Raw genomic sequence first — 21,214 nt, 5'->3', positions numbered from 1 at the left:
GTGGCACGTAATAATACCGTCGAGGCCAAGTTCCTCGAAAAAGTGAACAAAACAATAGATACTTTAATTGCAGGTGAGAAAGATGGTGCAATAGCGCGGCTCTCTCTCCTCGAAGCGGTAGTTTGTCGCAGCATAAGGTTAAATAGTGATGAGTATTATGCTGTAACTCATTATGCGCACGAGTGTCATTGCGACGAGAGCTCCGTTGAAAAGCTAAGACTGGAAATAGTCTCCAGTGGGATACCTTTTTCGCTTGCTTTGGCCGCTCTTGCCAGAATTGATGGTGATGATGTTGCCAACAAGCGTAGCGGCTCTGTTTACACTGATTTCCGTCTTGCAAGGTATATTGCAGAAGATGTGGCTCCCGTCTACCGAGGTGGACCGATAGTTGACCCTGCTTGTGGGACCGCCACTATTCTTGCTGCATGTGCTGAATATCTGTTGAATAGTGAATATGAGCGCAGGGCTTTTGCTGTCCATAATTTATTCGGAGTCGACTTATCGCCACATGCGGTAAGGGGGGCAGTTCTTGCACTTGCCAGTTATGTTGAAACGAGCGATGAATTAAGCCTTTTGGTTTCGCATTTTGTTTGCAACGACAGCCTCGAGCTCGGTGGAACCCTACCGAACGTATTCGGCTTAAAAAACTTCGCTCTCGTTGTTGGAAATCCTCCATGGGAACGTGTCCGTCCGTCTCGAAGCGAGTTCGCATTAGAGAGCGGAATGGATGTGACTTACGGCGGTGAAATTGGAACGCTACCCGAGGGTTACGAGCACGAACGAAAAACCATGCGAGAAAGAGCCCAAAGGCTGTCAAAGAAGTATGGCCTGAAAGGCGGAATGGACCTTTACCGCGCATTTCTTAGCCTGAGCATGCTTATTTGCCGGAATGGGGGCACCGTCGCGCTCTATCTACCTGCCGGAATCATTAGATCAAAGAGTCTTGCTTCCGCACGGAACATCGTTCTCAAATCGTTCTCGGATGTGGGATTCTCCGTCTTTACGAATAGCGCTAGGTTTTTTCGCATTGATTCTCGCTTCAAGTTTGTTCTTGCTCACCTAGAGGGAAAGGGCCTGAAAGGGGAGGGGCACCATATCGATTTCCGCTACTGTTCAGCAGATGATAGTGGCGTAAAGGTCGTTTCTAAACATCTAATGAACGAGCGACTTTTTAACGACGAATCTGGAGAGCTTGGTGCTCCAGAAGTAAGAACTGATATTGAGTCGCGAGTTCTGACGACAATTTGGAAACATGGCGCTCGAATGGGAGAGCATCCACTTTTTAGAAACATTTCACCTGCGCGTGAGCTTGACATGACGCTTGATAAGCATTTGTTCAGGAAGGCCGACGATGTCTCGCCAACGGACAATTTACTGCCCCTCATCGAAGGGCGCATGGTCGCACAATATCGTTGTGGGTGTAAAAGATATAGAAGCGGTTCGGGACGCTCTGCGAAATGGGATTTGTCTTTTTTGGGAGATGGCCGTATCGTCCCTCAGTTCTACGTTGACGCATCTGATCTTGACGCCACCATGCTTAATAGGAGCTCAGCGATTCGTGTTGGGTTTTGTGATATTGCAGGGCAAACCAACGAAAGAGCAATGCAGGCAGCTGTCATTGCTAAGGGGTGTATCTGCGGAAACAAGGTTCCAACCTTGATTTTCGATAATAAAGATGCCGCCATGCTTTGGCTTGGCATTGTTAACTCTTTTACATATGACTGGGTTTTGAGGAGATATATCACTACCACTATCAATTTTTTCATATTGGAGAATCTCCCCCTGCCCAAGATGACATATGAGGACGTCTTGGCAAAGGAAATAATAGAAAACGTGAAATGTATTCTAGAACTTCAGAGCATAAATGCTGAATGGGGCCGTGCCGAACTTTGGCGTTACGCCGTTGCCCGCGCGAAAATTGACGCACAGGTTTTCAGGGCATATGGGCTTGCGCTTTCCGACCTGGATACCGTAATCGCTGACTTTCCGCTTGTCGATAAAGTCAACTCGGGGATATGCGACGGTTTAAGGCCGACAATTGAACTTTTCTACGCATATGTCACGTCCGACGACGATGCAATTGCGCACGTTGCGAATGCCCTCAAAATGGGAGCTTTGCCCTATGTACCAAATGAGCACATGCGCGGTATATTGAAGCTGAGAAGGGGAGGTGCGACATGGCTATAGTCGAAGTACTGTGCCGTGAGATACGCGAGCCTGAGATAAAGAAAGTCAATGCAAGTTCGAATGACGCTCCAACTGGTGGGGGCGCTCGTGATTTGCGTTTTACTCTGGACTATGCTCCGTGCTTGGATCGGTTTTTCCCTAGCAAGGTTACGTATGAACGCGGAAAGCCATATCGTATCGGTTGCTTTGAACATTGCTATAAAGACGGTACGAGAAGATGTGAAAACCTAAAGTATGCATTTAGGCCAACTGATTCGCGTCCAAACGAAGTGAGGATCGCGCAGATCAATAAGGCTGATTTATTCCACGACGTTCCTGAAATAGACAGTGGGGATGGGATGCTGTTCATTGCTTTTATTCGATATGCGGAGGGCATTCCACAGGTTCAATATTTGACAGAACGGCAGATTGAAGACCCATCTAGCAACTCAGTTATTGCATCTGCCATGCGAGAAGCGATAGACAGCCGTCGGGGGGACAATGCCGTTACTTTTTCGGTTAAGCTGGGGTAAATGATGAATGACGAGCTAATTACTAAAGCAAATGAAATCTTAACGTTACTGGCTGATGACAAAAACGTTCTTCTTGCGGGGGCTCCTGCAACTGGAAAAACAACGCTTCTAAATATGGTCGCACAGCTATTTATTGAACGGGGCGAGACCGTCGTCGATCCGTACGGCGTGGCTGCTTTTCCGGAGGGGGAATTGTCTGACGAAACCGCCTTTCCGGGCGGCTCATGCAAACATAGGCGTGTATTCAGAACTACGTTCCACCAGGGCACTAAGTATCGAGATTTTGTTCGTGGACTTATACCTGTTCCTGGAGCCGATTCTGTTAGGTTTGAGGTTTCCGAAGGCCTTCTTTGGAATGCCGCGGAATATGCAAGGCAGCTCGATCATGCCGCACTGGCGATCATCGATGAGATAAACCGCGGGCCTGCCGTTAGTATCTTTGGCGACATGATCTCTGCATTTGAAGCCGACAAACGCCTTGGCGATAACGGCGAGATTATTCCAGGTAAAACTGTGACGGTTCAGGTCCTCGACGATGATGCTAAGCTGGTAGATTACCAGCTTCCTAGCAGGCTGTATATTCTTGCTGCCATGAACCAAGCTGACTCTTCAGTCGAGCCAATGGATGCTGCGTTTATGCGAAGGTGGAAGCGAACGAAAATATATCCTTCAATTGCGAGCCTTTTCCTTTACTTCGGAATCGAAGGTGCGTCTTCTGAGCATCCGTCCGTTCCAGTTGCTGCTGAGGATGTGTACAGGCTTGCCGCCGATGCACTTACTGCCATAAATTATAAAATTCGATTGGGTAGGGGCGAAGACTATCAAATCGGGCAAGGTGTCTTTATGAAGTCGCCGAAAGAGCGTCTGCCCAGGGATCTTGAAGGTGCTCTTCAGTATATTGCTGACTGTTGGCCCGTAATTGATGCTCATGTTGAGGAAGTGTTCTTTAGCGATAAAGAGGCTATAGCCGATGTACTTAACGCGAGAGAAGGTTCTTTCTTTTCGGTGTCCACCTTGACTTTTGCCGGACGACAAGTAACAGCCATAGAACAGCCGACTATCAATGCTAAGAATGTCTACCCCATGCTCTTGTCTTTAGTGGAGAAGTAGTTGGAACGCATCGTCTTGATCGAAGGGCAGTTTTATTCCGAACCGATTCCCCTGCTTGCTCAAAGGCTCGGCTTGGATAGATATTCGCTTGTGGAAAGCCTTTATGGGGTCGATGACTATCTAAATCATCGTCTGTCTGTGTCTGGGACTCTTCGCCTAGATCGTCAACACTTCTCTTTTTCGCGGATTGCAGGCATTTTTCGCGTCAACGATTGTCTGGAGATTGAGGTGGTTCCGAAATTTCTAACTGGAAGCGAAGCATGGCGGGCTGATTTTTTGCTTTTGCTGACGCGCACTCGCTGGGGCGTAACTACTGGGCAACAAATGGTTGGAGTGGCAGCAAGTCGCGAGCATGGGATAAGCGATACGCTTGCCATGGTTTTTCTGGCCATGTTCGACGAAGTCTGCCATGTGCCCGTTCGCTCCTACCAAAGGCGGGTCATTCATAGCTTCCAGGTAATGGGAGACTTGGATGAAGAATCTATTGTGATGCCTGAATTGGACGGCTTTTCACAAGGGATTACTGAGTTTTCCAGATGCAATGAGTTTAATTCCGTTATCTCGCATGCGGCGCAGGTCCTGATGACGGCTACTATAGATTTTAGCCTGCGAGCTAGGCTTCAGAGAGTCATTTCGTTTCTGGGGCCTCAGAGGGGTTTGACGTCTTATCGCCCAAAAAGGGTTCCCTCAAGGTTTGCGAACTGGACTGAAATCTACGATTTGAGTACGGACATATTGGATGGCTATGGAATTGATTATTTGAATCAAGGTGGCTTGCAAAGTCCGGGCTTCGTAGTAAGAACTTCCGATGCGTGGGAAGAATATATTAGGCAGGCTTTAGTCCTTGGCATGAAAGGTTGCGTTGTCTCCTTTCAGGAGAAACATCGTTTTGCTAAGAGAGACCATTCCTTTGTTCAAGTTAGGCCAGACTATGTTGTTCGCGCCGACGATGGGCGGGCGGTTTTGGTCGATGCAAAATACAAATATTCAGACGCTAAAGCAAAGACGATAAGCAACGCAGATATCTACGAAGGATGGGCGTTCATGAAAGCGACCGGAATACCAAGGCTTCTTTTGCTCTATCCCTATGCCGACGGAGACATGGAAGAGAAGTTCGAGCTATTTCAAAGCGTCGCCGATGAGGAGAATGAGATATTTGGAATACGCGTTAACCCCCAGATCCGTAAGTCTTCTGGGCCTACCGTTTTCGCTGATGAACTGGCTTATTACATATCGTCATTCATGTTGCCATGCGATGTGCGCTAAGCTATGGGGCATATTATGGTCGACCAGCAGTTGATGCCCCTCTTTTCTGCTCACTCGCGCTTCGGGCTGTTGTGGTCTGGAGTCCAGTTTCCCTATGCGCATTCGCGCCATTGGACCATGCCATATTGAATCGGTTATGAGACATCCCACGGTGAATCATATAGATGGCTTTATCGCAATGGCCAGAACAACACTTGATTCGTTAATGACATACCTTGCTATGGTGAAGCGGCCGTTGGGCGGTTGACGGCGGAGCTGAAAGTGAAGAAATAAGACTGGTACATGCCTTTCGCTGTATTTAAGCGAAGTCTAATTATAAGGCGTGAATGAATCGCGTCCGGCTGTTCATCGGGCGGCAAAAAGGCGTCTGTCCAAATAAATGAACTTCGCTGGCACTTGTGCATGTCAAAAGGCATACACAAGTGCCAGCCTTTTGACATCGTGCGGTTTGTGCGGCGGTGTGCTATGGCTGCACGCCGCCTGCGTCTGCCTACACTCCCGCAATCCCGCGCGCCGCGCTCAGCAGCTCGTACTCCCTCTGGCTCCACTGGCGCAGCTCGGCAGCCTCGACGGCATCGCGACACAGGTCCAAAAACACCTCTGCACCCTCGCAGAAGCACTCGCGTGCAAAGGCGCCAGATCCGTCCGCAACGCACTTGCCGTCTGCAAACAGCTCCCAGCTAGACGGCTCACGCGAGTCGTTTCCGAGCAGCTTGATCTGCAGTACGTGCGGATTGCCGGCGGCGCAAAGCTCTTCCTCGAGCTTCTCCACCGTAAAGCGCATCTGGTGGGAGAGACTGCTCTTGACCATGGCCGAGGCGTAGCCATTTGGCTTATCCAGAAGATGCATGTGATTCGGTTTGACGACCAGATTGTGGAAATTGGGCTCGCTGCGCACGGAGAAATTGTCCATACGGACTCCTTTCATCGATGTTGGCAGGGCCACCGTGCCTCTTGGCCGGTTGGCGTCGGGATCGTGGAGCCAACTCTCTACCCCGACTCTGGATAAAACGCGCCCGCTCCTTTCGGGCACGATGGAGTCTATCAGCGCGCGCGGACACAAATCAAGCGTTGCCTGCGAAATGATGTGCAGACGGCGCTTGATTACGCGGCAATTATTCGGCCAACATTCGGAAAAGTGTCGAAATCATCCTTATAAAAGTACGGAAAAGTGTCGAAATCGGCACCTCAAAAGTACGGAAAAGTGTCGAATCTGACGGTCTCAACATCTGGAAAAGTGTAACTGGATAACAAAACAGCACGTAGAAGCTGGTGCTACATATGGACGCTTCAGCCGCCCCCAGCCCTCGCTACTCGTCCCCGTCGTTGGGGTCGCCCTTGAGGTTGTTGACGTCGAGGTAGTCGTTGCTCTCGTCCTCTTTTTGCTGCGTTGCCGATTCGGACTCGACGGGGCTGCGGAACAGCTGGAATCCCTCAAACGCAATGACGCCAAGTAGCACCACGACAATCGCTATAAAGATAATCTTTGCTACTGGATTGAAATCCAAAAAGCGCGGCACCTCTTCCGCGGCGTAGTAGTCGCCATAATAATCGTCGTTGTCAGTGTGGCTATCGGTGTATGAGGATGTGGGCATAGCTTGCGCATGGTCGTCCGGCTCGTATTCGGAAGCGGACGCGGCGACAAGCGGATTTACCGGCTCGCCGAGCGTCGGCGCGCCGGCAGATGTTTCGTCCAGATCGGCATCAGCCCAGGAATCGAAGGCAAACTGACGGGTCGCAAAGTCGTCGAGATCTGCAACGGGCGGTTCGGGCGCAAGATGCTGCGCCGCGGCGATAAACGATGCCGTCTCGGAAGGATCGCCTGCCGAATGGGTTTTGCCGCTCATGGGCTCGTCGGCGGTCCCGGGGCGGTCGCTCATCACGTCGTCGAGGCTCAACGCAAACAGATCGTCTTCGCCCTCGTCAAACGCGCGTTTCGCATGCCTGGCGGCAGAAGCGAAGCCTCCGTGGTCGTTGCGCGATGCGTTGCTCGACCCCATCTTGTTCCATCCTTTCGAACTGTCTAGTCCTTCGATTATATGGAACTTGCCTTGCGGCCGAGTCTTGGATTCGTGCATTTTGGAACTCACACCCAAAAGGGGAGGGGTGATCCGGCCGAGTTGCCTACTTGTCGCCGGCCGCCGCCTTTGCCTCGTTGAGGTAGCTATAGAAGCTGTACTTAGAGATGCCAAAGAACTCGCAGGCACGCTCGCTCGACTTGGAAATGAGGAAGGCGCCGCGACGGTCGAGGTAGCCAATGGCGCGAATGCGCTCATCTTTGGTCATAAGGGCTGCGGGCTTGCCCACGTATTGCTCGCACTCGCGCAGCAGATCTTCGAGCAGGTCGCCGATGGTTTTGGTAATGGGCTCGGGCTCGGTGTAGCCCGTGCCGTCGGTGCCGGTAAAGGCATCGAGCGAGCGCTCAAAAGCTTTCATGAGCGTAATGTCAAAGTTAATGCCCAAAATGCCGACAGGCTTGCCCTCGTCGTTGCGGATAAAGATGGTCGAGGACTTAAGCAGCTTGCCATCGGCGGTTTTGGTGAGGTATGGCTCGCGGTCGTGCACGTCGGTGGTGTCCTCGTGCATGGACTCAAACACAATATGGCTGGGACCGTCACCCAGTTTGCGCCCGCTTACATGGCCGTTTTCGATCACTACGATGGAGTGGTCCACGTCCTCGGTCTCCAGGTCGTGGACGACGACTTCGCAGTTGGGGCCAAACTGGAGCGCCAGGCCGTGTGCAAGGCGCTTATAAAACTCAATCTGTGCGGGGGTCATGGGTGCCTTCCTAAAAATTAGTTTGGTCACACTTTGCCATAAACCCCACTTGTTCGCAAATAACGAAAGTGCCGCTGCGTTATGAGCGCAACGCCGTCCGTTGGTTTCAGGTCTAAAGCCGGGTTGAGGTAAGCCATGTAAAGGGGGCGCTCTGCCAACCGGCGGGATGCCCCCTTTTTGCATCGTGGGCGTGCGGGATAAGCGCTTTCGATGTAGATGCCCCGCGACGCGCGTTATGGGTACGATGGCTTCAGGGGAGGTATCGCCATGAAACTTGGTTGCGTCATTATGGCTTCGGGCGAGGGCAAGCGGTTTGGCTCTAACAAGATGCTTGCCGATATCTATGGCGAGCCGCTGATTGCCCGGACCATCGATTCGGTTCCCCGGGGCTTTGACGTTGTGGTTTCGACGCGTTGGCCCGAGGTTGCTCAGATTTGCGAGGACAAGCATTGCCCGTGCGTGCTGCACGAGGGCGAGCTGCGCAGCGAAAGCGTCCGTGCGGGCCTTTCGTGGGGAGTCGAACGCAACTGGAAAGGTTGCCTCTTTTTGCCGGGCGACCAGCCGCTCGTGAGTTCGGATTCCTTTGAGGCACTCGCCGGTGCTTTTAAGGCCAACGGCGGTGTCGCGCCCGTGCGTCTTGCCCTGAACGGCGAGCCGGCCTCTCCGGTGCTGTTCCCCGCGAGCTTCTTTCCTAACCTTATGGGGCTTAAGGGCAAGGACGGTGGATCGTCGCTGCTGCGTGGCCGTGCCGATATCCAGTTGGTCGAGGCACGTGCCTACGAGCTGTGGGATGTCGACACCGCCAAGGCCCAGCGCCGCGTCTCAGAACACGTTGCGGCCTGCTACGCGCCTCGCTAGCAGGGGGTGCCTCCAGGGTAGCTAATTTGGGACGGGGCTCTTTTAGCTACCCTGCCTACCTGATGATTTTTCTCTCAACATGGGGTAGCTAAAAGAGCCCCGTCCCAAATTAGCTACCCCTGGAGGCTGGTGGCGACGACGGGGCGGCCGAGGGCTGCTTCGAATCGGTCGGCCATCGTGGGGTCGCTGAGCGCGTCGACTTGGTTGAGTATGACGCGTGCGGCGTCGAGCCTCAGCGCCTGCATCTCGGCATTGAGCACCTGGGCGACGCGCTCGGGCGTGGCGATGTCGGTGGTCTCGCAGCCGCAACGCTCGCAAAAGAGCTCGGGGCGGTGGACGGCTTCGTTGATGGGATTGCCGAGCCCCGAGGCGCCAACGATCCAGACGATGTTGGCCGTGCCAGAGGGAATCACCGGCTCCCAGGCGGCGTGGGCCTTGAGCGGGAGCCGCTTGCTGCCGTCCGCCTCGGCCAAGACGTAGTTAAAGCGCTGTGCCAGCTCGCCGAGCGGCTCGGCGGGGGCGGAGAGCTTGCCCGTCTCGGGGTCCAAGACACCTGCTTGGCAGATGCTTCCCCGCGCAAGGCCCGCGCAGGCCTCGCAGGTGCAACCGGGGACATGTGAGGCGCCCGGCTTCCAAGGTGCGGCGTCCAGGCGACGACTCGACCCGTCCCATGGCACGCCGGCGACGGGAAACATATGCGTGGTGGTGCAGAGGAGCACGCGGCCGCCCGCGCGCATAAGCTCAAGGCCGAGCGTCTTTAGCAAGGTCGACTTGCCGCCACTGCCGATAATCGCGGTGATGCCCGGCTCGAGCTTGAGCGCCGAGGCGAGAATGCCGCTAACCGTTTCCATCTGTTCACCGCCGTATAATACTGTGATAATAAATAATCATCAGAGTAGCGGTCGAACCGCTTTTGCTCTGCTCAAACCGTAGCACAGGGAGGTGCCCCGGAAATGCTCGTTTATGTTCGTGGTGCCGGCGATATCGCCACGGGTGTCGCCGCCCGCTTGGTGCGCGCCGGCGTGTCGGTTGTCATGGCCGATATCGCAGTCCCCACGTGTATCCGTCGCACGATCAGTTTTTGCGAGGCCATTCGCCTGGGCGAGGTTCAGGTCGAGGGCATTCGCGCCCGCTTGGCGCAGACGCCGGCAGAGGCGCTTGCAATTACCCAGGCCGGAGATGTTGCCGTTGTGGTGGATCCCCAGGCCAAGATGCTCGGCGAACTTAAGCCCGCTGCCGTGGTCGACGCGATCCTGGCTAAGCGCAACTTGGGCACCACGCGCGATATGGCGCCTGTCGTCATCGCCGTGGGGCCGGGCTTTACCGCGCCGGTCGATTGCGATGCTGTGGTCGAGACCATGCGCGGTCATTTTCTCGGCCGCGTCATCACCCAGGGCTCGCCCCAGCCCAATACGGGCGTGCCGGGTGTCATCGCCGGGTATGGCAAGGAGCGCGTTATCCACAGCCCCGCCGCCGGCGTGTTTAGGTCCGACCATGTGATCGGCGACATCGTGAGTGCCGGTGATGTGATTGGCTACGCGGGCGACACTCCCATGGTCACGCAGATTGACGGCTGCTTGCGCGGGCTTTTGGCCGACGGCGTTCTGGTGACCGAGGGCTTTAAATGTGCCGACGTCGACCCGCGCGGCGACGCCAGCTATATCAACTATATTTCGGACAAGGCGACGTCGGTCGGCGGCGGCGTACTCGAGGCGCTCGCCATGTTCACCGACGTTTTTAGGGGATAGGAAGCGACGATGGAAAAGCTCGATGTGGTGAATGCTGCGCTTGGCGCTCTGAAGGCCGGTAAGACGTGCGAGCTGGTGGTAGTGGCCGGCACGGCAGGGTCATCGCCGCGCGGCGTGGGCGCCTGGATGGCCGTCTTTGCCGATGGCAGCCAAGCGGGCACCATCGGTGGCGGTAAGATTGAGCTCCTTGCGCTGGACGAGGCGCGCGAGCTGCTGGCCGCAGGGCAATCGCGCCTGGTCCGCTACACCATGGGCGGCGAGAACTCCGATACCGGCATGATCTGCGGCGGAGCCATCTGCCTGTGTTATCTGCACCTGGATGCATCGCAGGCGCCGTTGTTCCAGTCGGTTGCCGACGTCTTGGCGTATCGACGCATGGGCGACTTCGTCATCGACTTTGAACCGTTTATCGCAAGCGCGCTCGAAGGCGACGCTGCCGAATACCATGGCGAGGAGTCGCGCCGCACCATTGTGGGTTGCCCCGGGCTTTCGCTGACGGAAGAGGGGAGTAAGGTCACCTACACCAACGCCGCCTCCGAGATTCCCCCGGCGCACATCGAGACGCTTTGCCCCGAGGGCCTGACCTACATCTTTGGCTGCGGTCACGTGGGCGCCGCGACGGCGCGCGTGCTCACGGCGGCGGGCTTTGCCGTCGTGGCGTGCGATGACCGCCCCGGCACGCTGACGCCCGAATGGGCGCCCGGCGTCTACGACCGTCGTCTGGTCGACTACAAGAACCTGAGCAAGCAGTGCCCCATCGGGCCGCGCGATCTGGTAGTCGTCGCCACGGCGGGCCACAAGTCCGATATCGATGTGGTGATTCAGGCCTTGCGCGCCAAGCCCGCCTATTTGGGTTGCCTGGGTTCGCGCCGCAAGACGGCCTTTGTGCGGGCTCGCTTGGAGCAGGAGGGCTTTACGCAGGACCAGATCGACGAGCTGCACCTGCCGATCGGCGTTGCCATTCAGGCCGAGGACCCCGAAGAGATCGCCATCTCCATCGCCGCCGAGATGATCCACCTGCGTCGCACCAAACTCGTCCCCCGCAAGCGCTAGTCGCATCCCAGGGGTAGCTAATTTGGGACGGGGCTCTTTTAGCTACCCTGCCTGCTCGATGATTTTTCTGGGACGGGGATTAAAAAATATTTAGGTACGCAATGATTTTTAAATCCCCGTCCCAGAAAAATCATCTCGAGGCGTTCGCTCACTGTTGGGTAGCTAAAAGAGCCCCGTCCCAAATTAGCTACCCCAGCCCTCTGCCGCATGCGGGTCAAAATGCTACCTGTGCCACATGCCCTATAATGTCCGCCCGTTGGGCGGCATAGGGCCGCTGCCTAGGGTATGGGAGGCGCAAATGGCAGAGTCGGTGGCAGGGGACGCCCTGTTCGAGCGTACGGGAAAAGTTTCGTTTGTGCAGGTATTGCCCCATGCACTGCAGCATGTGCTGGCGGCATTCGCGGGTATCGTCACGCCCGCTATCATCATCGCGTCGGTCTGCGGCTTCACGCCTCAAGAGGAAGCCGCCGTCATTCAGGCGTCGCTGGTCCTCTCGGCGCTTGACATTTTCCTTCAACAGTTGCCCATAAAAGGCATCGTTGGTTCGGGCCTGCCCATCGTGATGGGCGCGAGCTTTACCTTCGTGCCGGCACTTAAAGCGGTCGGTCTTGAGCTTGGTTTCGAGGCCGTGCTGGGCGCTCAAGTTATCGGCGGCGCGCTCGTCGTACTCTTCGGTCTTTTGTTTAAGCGCGTGAGCTTTCTGTTCCCAGCTCCGGTGCTCGGCACCGTAATCTTTGTCATTGGCCTGTCGCTGTGCCCGGTTGCCGTGGCGTCCATGGCAGGCGGGGAGGGCGCGGCCGATTTTGGCAGCGTCACCAACTGGACCGTCGCGCTCGTGACGTTTGTCGTCACCTTTATGGTCGGTAACTACGGCAAGGGCGCGCTCAAGCTGGGCAGCATCCTGGCCGGTATCTGCGCAGGTTTTGTCGTTGCGGCGGTGTTGGGCATGGTCGACTTATCGGCTGTCGCGACTGCAAGTTGGTTTGCCCCACCGGCGTTTGGCGCCCATCGTCTGGTGTTCGATCCAGCGGCGTGCGCCGTGGTGGGCGTTGTGGCCATCGTGAACGCCGTGCAGGTTATGGGAGAGTTTGCCGCCGTGTCCTCTGCGGCGCTCGATACCCCCGCGACCGATAGTCAGATCTCGGGCGGATTGATCGCCAATGGTCTCGTCGGTATGCTCTCGGGCTTTTTGGGCGGCGTCCCCACGGCAACCTTTGGCCAGAATGTGGGCATCATCGCCGAGAACAAGGTCGTCAACCGTATGGTCTTTACGCTCGCAGCCGCCATTCTGCTCGTCGCGGGCCTGCTGCCCAAGTGCGCGGCAGTGCTCACGTCCATTCCGCAGCCGGTGATTGGCGGCGCCACCATTGGCGTGTTCGCAACCATCGGCATGAACGGTGTGGTCATGTTTTCCCGCCACGGCCTGTCTCAGCGCGATACCACGCTCATGGGTCTCTCTATCGCCTTTGGTACGGGCATTGAGCGCACGGCCGGCGCACTTGCCGGCGCTGGATTCCCCGCATGGGTCGACACCGTCTTTGGCGGATCCTCCATTGCCGTCGCCGCACTTGTCGCCGTCGTCCTCAACCTGGTCCTGCCTCGCCAAAAATAACGCCCCATATGATGAGTTACGGTGAAATACGGATTGTTTAAGCCTGTTAGGCCGCCAAACAGTCCCTATTTCACCGCAACGGCTTTTTGGGACCCATTTGTGCGAGGGAGTTGTGGAGTTGTGCAGGCAGACGATGTTTTTCTGGAAATACGCACCCAATGCGCGTATAGTACCGATTGTTTTGTCGGCTCCTGCTGCGTCGAGTCCAAACCGCGAAATGCCATGAGCGGCGCGGATGCAGTCAGGAGGCACGAGGACAACCCACCGTGGCCACGCCCCGTGCTTAAAACCCCAAGAAGGAGTGAACAATGGCAGAAGAGAAGTATGTGCCGCGTCTGAAGGCCAAGTACAACAACGAGGTCAAGCAGCAGCTTCAGGACAAGTTCCAGTACGAGAACGTCATGATGATCCCCAAGTTTGAGAAGATCGTCGTGAACATGGGTGTCGGCGAGGCCGCTACCGATTCCAAGGCCATCGACGGTGCCGTGCGCGACCTGCGCGCCATCACCGGCCAGCAGCCGATGATCACCCGTGCCCGCAAGTCCATCGCTACCTTCCGCCTGCGCGCTGGTATGCCGATCGGCTGCAAGGTTACCCTGCGTGGCGACCGTATGTGGGAGTTCTTCGATCGTCTGACCTCCGTCGCTATCCCCCGTATCCGCGACTTCCGCGGCATCTCCGCCAAGAGCTTCGACGGCCGTGGTAACTTCTCCATGGGCGTCACCGAGCAGCTCATCTTCCCCGAGATCGACTTTGACTCCGTCGATCACCAGCGTGGTATGGACATCACTTTCGTGACCACCGCCAACACCGATGAGGAGGCCAAGGCCCTTCTGGACGCCTTTGGTTTCCCGTTCAAGAAATAGGTTCACCTGCCCTATAAGCGCCGTTCCCACAAGGGGGCGGCGCTTGGGGCGAACAATACTCTATGTGAGGAGGATATAAGTGGCTAAGACATCGATGATCGTCAAGTGCAATCGCAAGCAGAAGTTCTCTACTCGTGAGTACACGCGCTGCCAGCGCTGCGGCCGTCCGCACTCTGTGTACCGCAAGTTCGGCCTGTGCCGTGTCTGCTTCCGCGAGCTTGCACTCAAGGGCGAGCTTCCCGGCGTTAAGAAGGCCAGCTGGTAAGTCACTACCAGCGTTTCAAGCATCCGTTTGGAACAGGGAAAACGTGCTAGTTAGGCTTTGCCGTTAAGGGCGGCGAAGAACCAAGAGCACGTGTTCATCAAGAACGAAGGAGAATCTGTATGAACCTTACAGACCCGATCGCAGATATGCTTACGCGCATTCGTAACGCTAACTCTGTGAACAAGGCCACGGTCTCCATGCCGAGCAGCAAGAAGCTCGTCGAGATCGCTCGTGTTCTGCACGAGGAGGGCTACATCGAGGGCTACGATGTCGAGGACACCGTTCCCCAGAAGACTCTGCACATCACGCTTAAGTATGGTCCCAAGAAGGCTAAGGTCATCAACGGCATCCGCCGCATTTCCAAGCCGGGCCTGCGTAAGTACACCGGCGTTGCCGACATGCCCCGCGTCCGCGGTGGCCTTGGTACCGCCATTATTTCCACCAGCCATGGCGTCATGACCGACCGCGATGCTCGCAAGCACAACGTCGGCGGCGAGATCATCGCTTACGTCTGGTAATTCGCTCGGTAGGTAGAAGGAAAGGAGATCACCGTGTCTCGTATCGGTAATAAGCCTGTCCAGATTCCCGCCGGAGTCGAAGTGGCAGTCAACGGCAACAACGTTGTCGTCAAGGGCCCCAAGGGCCAGCTCGAGCTCGATGTCTATGAGAAGCTCGCTATTAACATCGAGGACAACGTCCTCACCGTTTCCCGTCCCGACGACGAGCGTGAGACCCGTGCCCGCCACGGCCTCACCCGCGCCCTCATCCACAACATGGTTGTTGGCGTTTCCGAGGGCTTCGAGAAGAAGCTCGAGCTCGCCGGCGTCGGTTACCGCGTGCAGCAGAAGGGCAAGAACCTCGAGTTCTCCCTGGGCTTCTCGCACCCCGTGATCGTCGAGGCTCCCGAGGGTATCACCTTCGAGGTTCCCGACAACACCCACGTGAACGTCAAGGGTATCAACAAGCAGCAGGTCGGTCAGATCGCCGCTGAGATCCGCGGCCATCGTCCTCCCGAGCCTTACAAGGGCAAGGGTATCCACTACGTTGGCGAGCACATCCGCCGCAAGCTGGGTAAGGCCGCCAAGTAGTCGTAACCGACTCACTCGCATAAGACCAGCACCCCGTTAGGTGCTGGCAAGATCAACCTTTTTAGGAGTTTACGTATGAACAAGCATAAGGCGAAGCTGGAAGGCCTCAAGCGTCGTCAGCGTCGTGTTCGCGGCAAGATCTCGGGTACCGCCGAGCGTCCGCGTCTTCGCGTGACCCGTACCAACGCCAACATCTATGCCCAGATCATCGACGACAGCAAGGGCTCCAGCCTGACGCTCGTCTCTGCCTCGACCCTCGAGGCCGAGTTCAAGGGCACCCACACCTCGAACAAGGAGGCTGCGGAGAAGGTCGGTCAGCTCGTTGGCAAGCGTGCCATCGAGGCCGGCATCACCAAGGTCGCCTTCGATCGCGGTGGCCGTATCTACCATGGCCGCGTCAAGGCCCTCGCCGACGGTGCTCGTGCCGCCGGTCTCGAGTTCTAGGAGGTATGTAGCACATGGCTCGTAATCAGAAGCAGCAGCGCGAGGCCTCCGAGTTCGAGGAGCGCGTCGTTTACATCAACCGCGTGTCGAAGACCGTTAAGGGCGGTCGTCGCATGAGCCTCGTCGCTCTCGTCGTCGTTGGCGATGGCAAGGGCAACGTCGGCGTTGGCATGGGCAAGTCCGCTGAGGTGCCCATGGCCATCTCCAAGGCGTCTCTCGATGCCAAGAAGAACATGTTCCACGTGCCGGTGACCGAAGAGGGCACCATTCCGCACGAGGTTATCGGCCACTTTGGTGCCGGCCGCATCATCATCAAGCCCGCTGTCGAGGGTACCGGCGTTATCGCCGGCGGCGCTGTGCGTCCTCTCTTCGAGCTTGCTGGCATCAAGAACGTCCTGTCCAAGTCCCTCGGTACCGACAACGGCCTCAACATCATCAAGGCTGCCGTCGAGGGCCTCAAGGAGCTCTCCAGCCCTGAGGACGTCGCGGCTCGCCGTGGCCTGACGGTCTCCGAGATGTTCGTCGGTAAGGAGAACTAAGCATGGCTGACACCATCAAGATCAAGCAGGTCCGCAGCACCAACGGTTGCAAGCAGGACCAGGTCCGTACTGTCCGTGCCCTCGGTCTCCACAGGATCCGCGAGGTTCGCGAGATTACTGACAACGAGTCCGTCCGCGGCATGATCTTCAAGGTCAAGCACCTTGTCGAGATTGTAGAGGAGTAGCAAATGCAGCTTCACGATCTTACTCCCGCGCCCGGTTCCACCAAGAACCGCAAGCGCGTTGGCCGTGGCAATTCTTCGGGTCACGGCACCACTTCTGGCCGCGGCCAGAAGGGCCAGGGCTCTCGCTCTGGCGGCACCAAGGGTGCCGGCTTCGAGGGTGGCCAGACTCCGCTGGCTATGCGCCTGCCCAAGCTTCCGGGCTTCCGCAACCCCCGTCGTATCGAGTACACCGCTGTTAACGTTGAGCGTCTCGAGCGTAAGTTCGAGGATGGCGCTGTGATCGACGGTGCCGCTCTTAAGGCCGCTCGCATCACCAAGAGCGAGTTCGAGCCCGTCAAGGTGCTCGGCAATGGTGAGCTTACCAAGAAGTTCACGGTCAAGGTCGACAAGGTCAGCGCTTCTGCGCAGGCCAAGATCGAGGCCGCCGGCGGAAAGGTCGAGCTGCCGTGCTAAATGGTCTTAAGAATGCTTTCCGCATCAAAGAACTGCGCGAAAAGATTCTTTTTACCATAGCTATGCTCGTCGTGTACCGCATTGGTGCGCACGTTCCTGTGCCCGGCATTCCCTTCCAGGGGATGCTGGGCCTTTTCTCGACCGATAACAATTCGGTCGCCGCAGGTGCTATGGCCCTCCTGAATCTTTTCTCTGGCGGCGCGTTGAGCTATGTGTCGGTGTTTTCGCTGGGCATCATGCCCTACATCACCAGCTCGATCATCCTCCAGATGCTCCAGGCCGTTGTGCCTTCCCTGCATGAGCTTGCCCGCGAGGGCGAGGTCGGTCAGACCAAGATTACGCAGTATTCGCGTTACCTCACCCTGGCTCTGGCAATCCTCAACTCCGTGGGTTACCTCTTCCTCTTTAAGAGCTTCGGCATCAGCTTTAATGGCGCCGCCGCTCCCGAGATCATCTTCGACCTCATGATCGTCGGCACGCTCACCGCGGGCGCCATGCTGATCATGTGGATTGGTGAGCTCATTACCCAGCGCGGTATCGGCAATGGCATGTCGCTGATCATCTTTGCGAACATCATGGCCGGTCTACCGCAGGCGATCTTCTCCAGCACCGAGGGCAATGGCGGTGGCATCATCACTATGGTGATCATCTGCGCCATCATCCTGCTGGTTATCCCGCTGATTGTTTTCCTTGAGCGCGGCCAGCGCCGCATTCCGGTCTCCTACGCTAAGCGCGTCGTGGGCCGTCGCATGATGGGTGGCCAGACCACCTACCTGCCCATCAAGGTCAACACCGCGGGTGTCGTGCCGATCATCTTCGCTTCGGCGCTGCTGTACTTCCCGGCTCAGGTTGCCGTGTTCTTCCCCGGCATCGGCTGGATTCAGGCAGTTGCCTCTGCGCTTTCGACCGGTTGGCTCAACTGGGTGCTTAACGTTGTCCTCATCGTGTTCTTCGCGTACTTCTACACCTCCATGGTGTTCAATCCCGATGACACGGCCGACAACCTTAAGAAGCAGGGCGGCTTTATTCCGGGCGTTCGTCCGGGTAGGGCTACCGCGGCCTACATCAAGAACGCGCTCAACAAGATTACGCTTCCCAGCGCTGTCTTTTTGGCGCTCATCGCCATCGTGCCTTCGATCATCTTCTCCTTCACGGGCAATCAGCTGATCCAGGCATTTGGCGGCACGTCCATCCTCATCATGGTCGGCGTCGTGCTCGACACGGTCGACAAGCTCGAAGGCCAGATCAAGATGTATGATTACGATGGATTCTTTAAATAGGCTAGAGGAGGATTGCTCATGAACCTCGTATTGCTCGGAGCTCCGGGTGCCGGTAAGGGCACCGTTGCACAGGAGCTCGTCGCCGAGTTTGGCGTCGCTCACATCTCCACGGGCGACCTGCTGCGTGCTGCCGTCAAGGGTGGCACCGAGCTTGGTATTCAGGCTAAGAAGTACATGGACGCTGGCGAGCTCGTTCCCGACCAGCTCGTGATCGACCTTGTCAAGGAGCGCCTTGCCGCCGATGACGCCCAGCAGGGCTTCATCCTCGACGGCTTCCCGCGCAACACCGCCCAGGCTGTGACGCTCGATTCCGAGCTCTCCACCATGGGTCGCGAGATCGACTGCGCCCTTCTGGTCGACGTTGCCCCCGAGGTCATCATCGATCGTCTGTCTTCGCGTCGCACCTGCCGCGCCTGCGGTTACACCGGCACTGCTGCCGATGTTACCTGCCCCAAATGCGGCGGCGAGATGTATCAGCGCGACGACGATAAGCCCGAGACCATCAAGAACCGTCTCGACGTCTACGAGAAGTCCACGAGCCCGCTTGTCGATTACTATCGTGGCCAGGGTCTGCTCAAGTCGGTCAACGGTGACCAGGCTCGCGAGACCGTATACGGGGATGTCAAAGAGGCCCTCGGTCTATGATTAAGATTAAGTCTGCAACGCAAATCGAGCAGATGAAGAAGGCAGGAGCGCTATCTAAGATGGCGCTCCGCCACGTTGGAGCCATGGTGCGTCCCGGCGTTTCGACTTTTGAGCTCGATCAGCTCGCGGAGCAGATTATCCGCATGCATGGCGGCACCCCGGCCTTTAAGGGTTACGGCGGGTTCCCGGGGACCATTTGCGCATCGATCAACGATGCCGTGGTCCACGGTATTCCCAACCCCGATATGATCCTGCGCGATGGCGATATCATCTCTATCGATACGGGAGCCGTTGTCGACGGTTGGGTTGGCGATAACGCATGGACGTTTTTCGTCGGCACCCCTACGCCCGAGGCCAAGGCCCTGTGCGAGGTCACGCGCGATTGCCTTAAGGCTGCCATTGAGCAGGCTGTTCCCGGTAACCATATCGGGGATGTTGGTTATGCCGTCCAGTCCCTCGCCGAGTCTCACGGTTATGGCGTGCTTCGTGACTATGTGGGCCATGGCATTGGCCGCGTGATGCACGAGGACCCCAACGTTCCTAACTATGGAAAGAAGGGGAGGGGCGTTCGCCTCCAGGCCGGTATGGTCATTGCCATCGAGCCGATGGTAACGATGGGTTCCAACCATGTGAGCACGGGCTCCGACGGTTGGATCGTCACCACCAACGACCACCTGCCCGCCGCGCACTACGAGAACACCGTCGCCATCACCAATGACGGTCCGGTGATTCTCACCACGGATGCGCAAGGATCCTGGTGTTCGCTCCAAGGCGGAGAAATGTAAAAGTCGCCGCCCCCTGATGCCCAACCTCGCCTTTCAATTTCGAAGGCATGACCCCAAGGTCTATGCCTTCTCATTTCAAGGCGATCTTGGGCATCAGGGAACGGCTTTGTTTTACATTTCAAATGTAATAAGTTCACCGTAGTTGTGGAGCCATTACGAAGTTATTACGATGCGTGTATACGTGTTGTAGAATACTCAATCGCTGTCGTTTTCTAGAGAAAGATGATTGCTTGTGAAGAAGGAAGACGCAATTGAGCTCGAGGGTACGGTAAAGGAACCGTTGCCTAATGCCATGTTTAAGGTCGAGCTCGAGAACGGTCATTCGGTTCTGTGCAACATTTCTGGCAAGATTCGAATGAATTACATCCGTATTCTCCCCGGTGACAGGGTTGTCGTGGAGCTTTCCCCGTACGACCTGACCCGCGGCCGCATCACCTATCGCTACAAATAGCGGCACGCATACACACACTCTATTTCCGACTGCAGGCTTAGCTCAACCTACGGTCGGATTGTGTGTGAAGACCAGCCATAGTTTTAAACGCCTGCGGCTGGGCGAGTAGATAGTAGGGAAGTAGTTTGAGCGCTACCGAAAGGAAGAACGATGAAGGTACGTCCTTCGGTCAAGAAGATGTGCGATAAGTGCAAAATCATTAGGCGCCATGGCAAGGTCCTCGTCATTTGCGAGAACCCCCGTCATAAGCAGCGTCAGGGTTAAGAGAGGAGACTACGTTGGCCCGTATTAATGGTGTCGACCTCCCGCGTGAGAAGCGCGTTGAGATCGGTCTGACCTACATTTACGGCATCGGCCGCACCACTGCGACGAAGATTTGCGTCGAGTGCAACGTTAACGTGGATACGCGCGTTAAGGACCTCACCGAGGATGAGGTTAACGCCATCCGCGAGTATATCGACAAGAACCAGATCATGGTTGAGGGCGACCTCCGCCGTGAGCGCAACCAGAACGTCAAGCGCCTTATGGACATCGGCTGCAACCGCGGCCTTCGTCACCGCAAGGGCCTCCCGGTCCGCGGCCAGCGCACCCACACTAACGCTCGTACCCGCAAGGGCCCGAAGCGTCAGATCGGTGCTAAGAAGAAGAAATAAGGAGCGCTAGATAGATGGCTACTGCTAAGAAGAACGTTCGCGCTGCCCGTCTGAAGCGCGCGGACCGTAAGAACATTTCCGTGGGCCAGGCTCACATCCGTTCTACGTTCAATAACACGATCGTTTCGATCACCGATCCCCAGGGCAACGTCATTTCCTGGAAGTCGGCTGGCCAGGTGGGCTTCAAGGGCTCCCGTAAGTCCACGCCGTTCGCTGCCCAGATGGCTGCCGAGGCTGCTGCCAAGCAGGCCATGGAGCACGGTATGAAGAAGGTTTCCGTCTTCGTCAAGGGCCCCGGCTCCGGTCGTGAGACCGCCATCCGCTCCCTCCAGGCTGCTGGCCTCGAGGTCTCGAGCATTCAGGACAAGACCCCCATCCCGCACAACGGCTGCCGCCCCAAGAAGCGTCGCCGCGTGTAACTGAAAGGATCGTATCA

At 56.6% G+C, this 21,214-nt stretch carries 27 protein-coding genes and 1 riboswitch; of the genes, 23 read left to right on the top strand and 4 right to left on the bottom strand.

Annotated elements, in window-relative coordinates; genetic code table 11:
• Genes ACTQ1E_RS01480 through ACTQ1E_RS01465 form a run of 4 tightly spaced genes read left to right on the top strand, consistent with a single transcriptional unit; the run spans position 1 to position 5,075 of the window.
• Positions 1-2,187: an Eco57I restriction-modification methylase domain-containing protein gene (locus tag ACTQ1E_RS01480; protein WP_441564434.1), complete on the top strand. Its 2,187-nt coding sequence runs from the start codon at positions 1-3 to the stop codon at positions 2,185-2,187.
• Complete coding sequence (locus tag ACTQ1E_RS01475; protein ID WP_441564433.1) at positions 2,178-2,699, top strand: hypothetical protein; 522 nt, start codon at positions 2,178-2,180, stop codon at positions 2,697-2,699. The genes ACTQ1E_RS01480 and ACTQ1E_RS01475 overlap by 10 nt, the downstream gene beginning before the upstream one ends.
• A 3-nt stretch (positions 2,700-2,702) precedes the next feature.
• Positions 2,703-3,809 (top strand): AAA family ATPase, encoded by a 1,107-nt coding sequence (locus ACTQ1E_RS01470; RefSeq protein WP_441564432.1) that lies wholly within the window; start codon positions 2,703-2,705, stop codon positions 3,807-3,809.
• Positions 3,810-5,075 (top strand): 5-methylcytosine restriction system specificity protein McrC, encoded by a 1,266-nt coding sequence (locus tag ACTQ1E_RS01465; RefSeq protein WP_441564431.1) that lies wholly within the window; start codon positions 3,810-3,812, stop codon positions 5,073-5,075.
• 490 nt (positions 5,076-5,565) lie between these two features.
• Here ACTQ1E_RS01465 and ACTQ1E_RS01460 read toward each other — a convergent pair whose 3' ends face one another.
• From ACTQ1E_RS01460 to ACTQ1E_RS01450, 3 genes are all read right to left on the bottom strand, one after another.
• Positions 5,566-5,988 carry a hypothetical protein gene (locus ACTQ1E_RS01460; RefSeq protein WP_441564430.1) on the bottom strand — a complete coding sequence of 141 codons (423 nt, stop codon included), beginning with the start codon at positions 5,986-5,988 and terminating at the stop codon, positions 5,566-5,568.
• A gap of 8 nt (positions 5,989-5,996) precedes the next feature.
• Positions 5,997-6,087, bottom strand: a riboswitch (SAM riboswitch).
• Positions 6,088-6,385: 298 nt separating this feature from the next.
• Positions 6,386-7,075 (bottom strand): hypothetical protein, encoded by a 690-nt coding sequence (locus ACTQ1E_RS01455; RefSeq protein WP_441564429.1) that lies wholly within the window; start codon positions 7,073-7,075, stop codon positions 6,386-6,388.
• 124 nt (positions 7,076-7,199) lie between these two features.
• Positions 7,200-7,853, bottom strand: coding sequence for a helix-turn-helix transcriptional regulator (locus ACTQ1E_RS01450; protein WP_427717686.1), 654 nt, complete (start codon positions 7,851-7,853; stop codon positions 7,200-7,202).
• A gap of 267 nt (positions 7,854-8,120) precedes the next feature.
• On the opposite strand from ACTQ1E_RS01450, the gene ACTQ1E_RS01445 reads away from it, so the two are divergent.
• On the top strand, positions 8,121-8,711 hold the full coding sequence (locus tag ACTQ1E_RS01445) for a nucleotidyltransferase family protein (protein ID WP_441564428.1): 591 nt from the start codon (positions 8,121-8,123) through the stop codon (positions 8,709-8,711).
• 113 nt (positions 8,712-8,824) lie between these two features.
• Here ACTQ1E_RS01445 and yqeC read toward each other — a convergent pair whose 3' ends face one another.
• Positions 8,825-9,562, bottom strand: coding sequence for a selenium cofactor biosynthesis protein YqeC (gene yqeC / locus ACTQ1E_RS01440; protein WP_441564427.1), 738 nt, complete (start codon positions 9,560-9,562; stop codon positions 8,825-8,827).
• A gap of 102 nt (positions 9,563-9,664) precedes the next feature.
• Between yqeC and yqeB the strand changes: the two genes are divergently transcribed.
• The 18 genes from yqeB (at position 9,665) to rpsK (ending at position 21,197) form a co-directional block, all read left to right on the top strand.
• Positions 9,665-10,459 (top strand): selenium-dependent molybdenum cofactor biosynthesis protein YqeB, encoded by a 795-nt coding sequence (gene yqeB, locus ACTQ1E_RS01435; RefSeq protein WP_441535670.1) that lies wholly within the window; start codon positions 9,665-9,667, stop codon positions 10,457-10,459.
• Positions 10,460-10,468: 9 nt separating this feature from the next.
• A complete protein-coding gene (locus tag ACTQ1E_RS01430; protein ID WP_441564426.1) occupies positions 10,469-11,512 on the top strand; it encodes an XdhC family protein in 1,044 nt (347 codons plus the stop codon).
• Positions 11,513-11,810: 298 nt separating this feature from the next.
• Entirely contained in the window at positions 11,811-13,124 is a 1,314-nt protein-coding gene (locus tag ACTQ1E_RS01425; protein WP_441564425.1) for a uracil-xanthine permease family protein, read from the top strand.
• A gap of 308 nt (positions 13,125-13,432) precedes the next feature.
• A complete protein-coding gene (gene rplE / locus ACTQ1E_RS01420; protein WP_154516073.1) occupies positions 13,433-13,990 on the top strand; it encodes a 50S ribosomal protein L5 in 558 nt (185 codons plus the stop codon).
• Positions 13,991-14,069: 79 nt separating this feature from the next.
• The gene (locus ACTQ1E_RS01415) at positions 14,070-14,255 is read left to right on the top strand and encodes a type Z 30S ribosomal protein S14 (RefSeq protein ID WP_022094280.1); all 186 of its coding nucleotides are present in this window, start codon (positions 14,070-14,072) and stop codon (positions 14,253-14,255) included.
• A gap of 119 nt (positions 14,256-14,374) precedes the next feature.
• The gene (gene rpsH / locus ACTQ1E_RS01410; protein ID WP_006235262.1) at positions 14,375-14,773 is read left to right on the top strand and encodes a 30S ribosomal protein S8; all 399 of its coding nucleotides are present in this window, start codon (positions 14,375-14,377) and stop codon (positions 14,771-14,773) included.
• A 33-nt stretch (positions 14,774-14,806) separates the two neighbouring features.
• A complete protein-coding gene (gene rplF, locus ACTQ1E_RS01405; RefSeq protein ID WP_370450587.1) occupies positions 14,807-15,343 on the top strand; it encodes a 50S ribosomal protein L6 in 537 nt (178 codons plus the stop codon).
• A gap of 75 nt (positions 15,344-15,418) precedes the next feature.
• Entirely contained in the window at positions 15,419-15,787 is a 369-nt protein-coding gene (gene rplR / locus ACTQ1E_RS01400) for a 50S ribosomal protein L18 (RefSeq protein ID WP_118270231.1), read from the top strand.
• A 14-nt stretch (positions 15,788-15,801) separates the two neighbouring features.
• Positions 15,802-16,326, top strand: coding sequence for a 30S ribosomal protein S5 (gene rpsE / locus ACTQ1E_RS01395; RefSeq protein WP_154516070.1), 525 nt, complete (start codon positions 15,802-15,804; stop codon positions 16,324-16,326).
• Between the two features lie 2 nt (positions 16,327-16,328).
• A complete protein-coding gene (gene rpmD / locus ACTQ1E_RS01390; RefSeq protein ID WP_154516067.1) occupies positions 16,329-16,511 on the top strand; it encodes a 50S ribosomal protein L30 in 183 nt (60 codons plus the stop codon).
• 3 nt (positions 16,512-16,514) lie between these two features.
• Positions 16,515-16,964 (top strand): 50S ribosomal protein L15, encoded by a 450-nt coding sequence (rplO, locus tag ACTQ1E_RS01385; protein WP_006235267.1) that lies wholly within the window; start codon positions 16,515-16,517, stop codon positions 16,962-16,964.
• Complete coding sequence (gene secY, locus ACTQ1E_RS01380) at positions 16,958-18,244, top strand: preprotein translocase subunit SecY (RefSeq protein WP_370450586.1); 1,287 nt, start codon at positions 16,958-16,960, stop codon at positions 18,242-18,244. The genes rplO and secY overlap by 7 nt, the downstream gene beginning before the upstream one ends.
• 18 nt (positions 18,245-18,262) lie before the next feature.
• A complete protein-coding gene (locus ACTQ1E_RS01375) occupies positions 18,263-18,889 on the top strand; it encodes an adenylate kinase (protein WP_154516064.1) in 627 nt (208 codons plus the stop codon).
• Positions 18,886-19,674: a type I methionyl aminopeptidase gene (gene map, locus ACTQ1E_RS01370; protein ID WP_329738298.1), complete on the top strand. Its 789-nt coding sequence runs from the start codon at positions 18,886-18,888 to the stop codon at positions 19,672-19,674. The genes ACTQ1E_RS01375 and map overlap by 4 nt, the downstream gene beginning before the upstream one ends.
• 232 nt (positions 19,675-19,906) lie before the next feature.
• A complete protein-coding gene (gene infA / locus ACTQ1E_RS01365) occupies positions 19,907-20,125 on the top strand; it encodes a translation initiation factor IF-1 (protein ID WP_035137443.1) in 219 nt (72 codons plus the stop codon).
• Positions 20,126-20,275: 150 nt separating this feature from the next.
• The gene (gene rpmJ / locus ACTQ1E_RS01360) at positions 20,276-20,389 is read left to right on the top strand and encodes a 50S ribosomal protein L36 (RefSeq protein ID WP_006363204.1); all 114 of its coding nucleotides are present in this window, start codon (positions 20,276-20,278) and stop codon (positions 20,387-20,389) included.
• 14 nt (positions 20,390-20,403) lie between these two features.
• A complete protein-coding gene (gene rpsM / locus ACTQ1E_RS01355; protein ID WP_154516058.1) occupies positions 20,404-20,778 on the top strand; it encodes a 30S ribosomal protein S13 in 375 nt (124 codons plus the stop codon).
• A 14-nt stretch (positions 20,779-20,792) separates the two neighbouring features.
• The gene (gene rpsK / locus ACTQ1E_RS01350; RefSeq protein WP_006235274.1) at positions 20,793-21,197 is read left to right on the top strand and encodes a 30S ribosomal protein S11; all 405 of its coding nucleotides are present in this window, start codon (positions 20,793-20,795) and stop codon (positions 21,195-21,197) included.
• Positions 21,198-21,214 lie beyond the last annotated feature (17 nt).

This window comes from Collinsella sp. LCP21S3_C7 (assembly GCF_052118485.1).
Taxonomy (GTDB): domain Bacteria; phylum Actinomycetota; class Coriobacteriia; order Coriobacteriales; family Coriobacteriaceae; genus Collinsella.
Note: the sequence above shows the minus strand (reverse complement) of the source record. Positions and strands in the feature narration are given on the sequence as shown.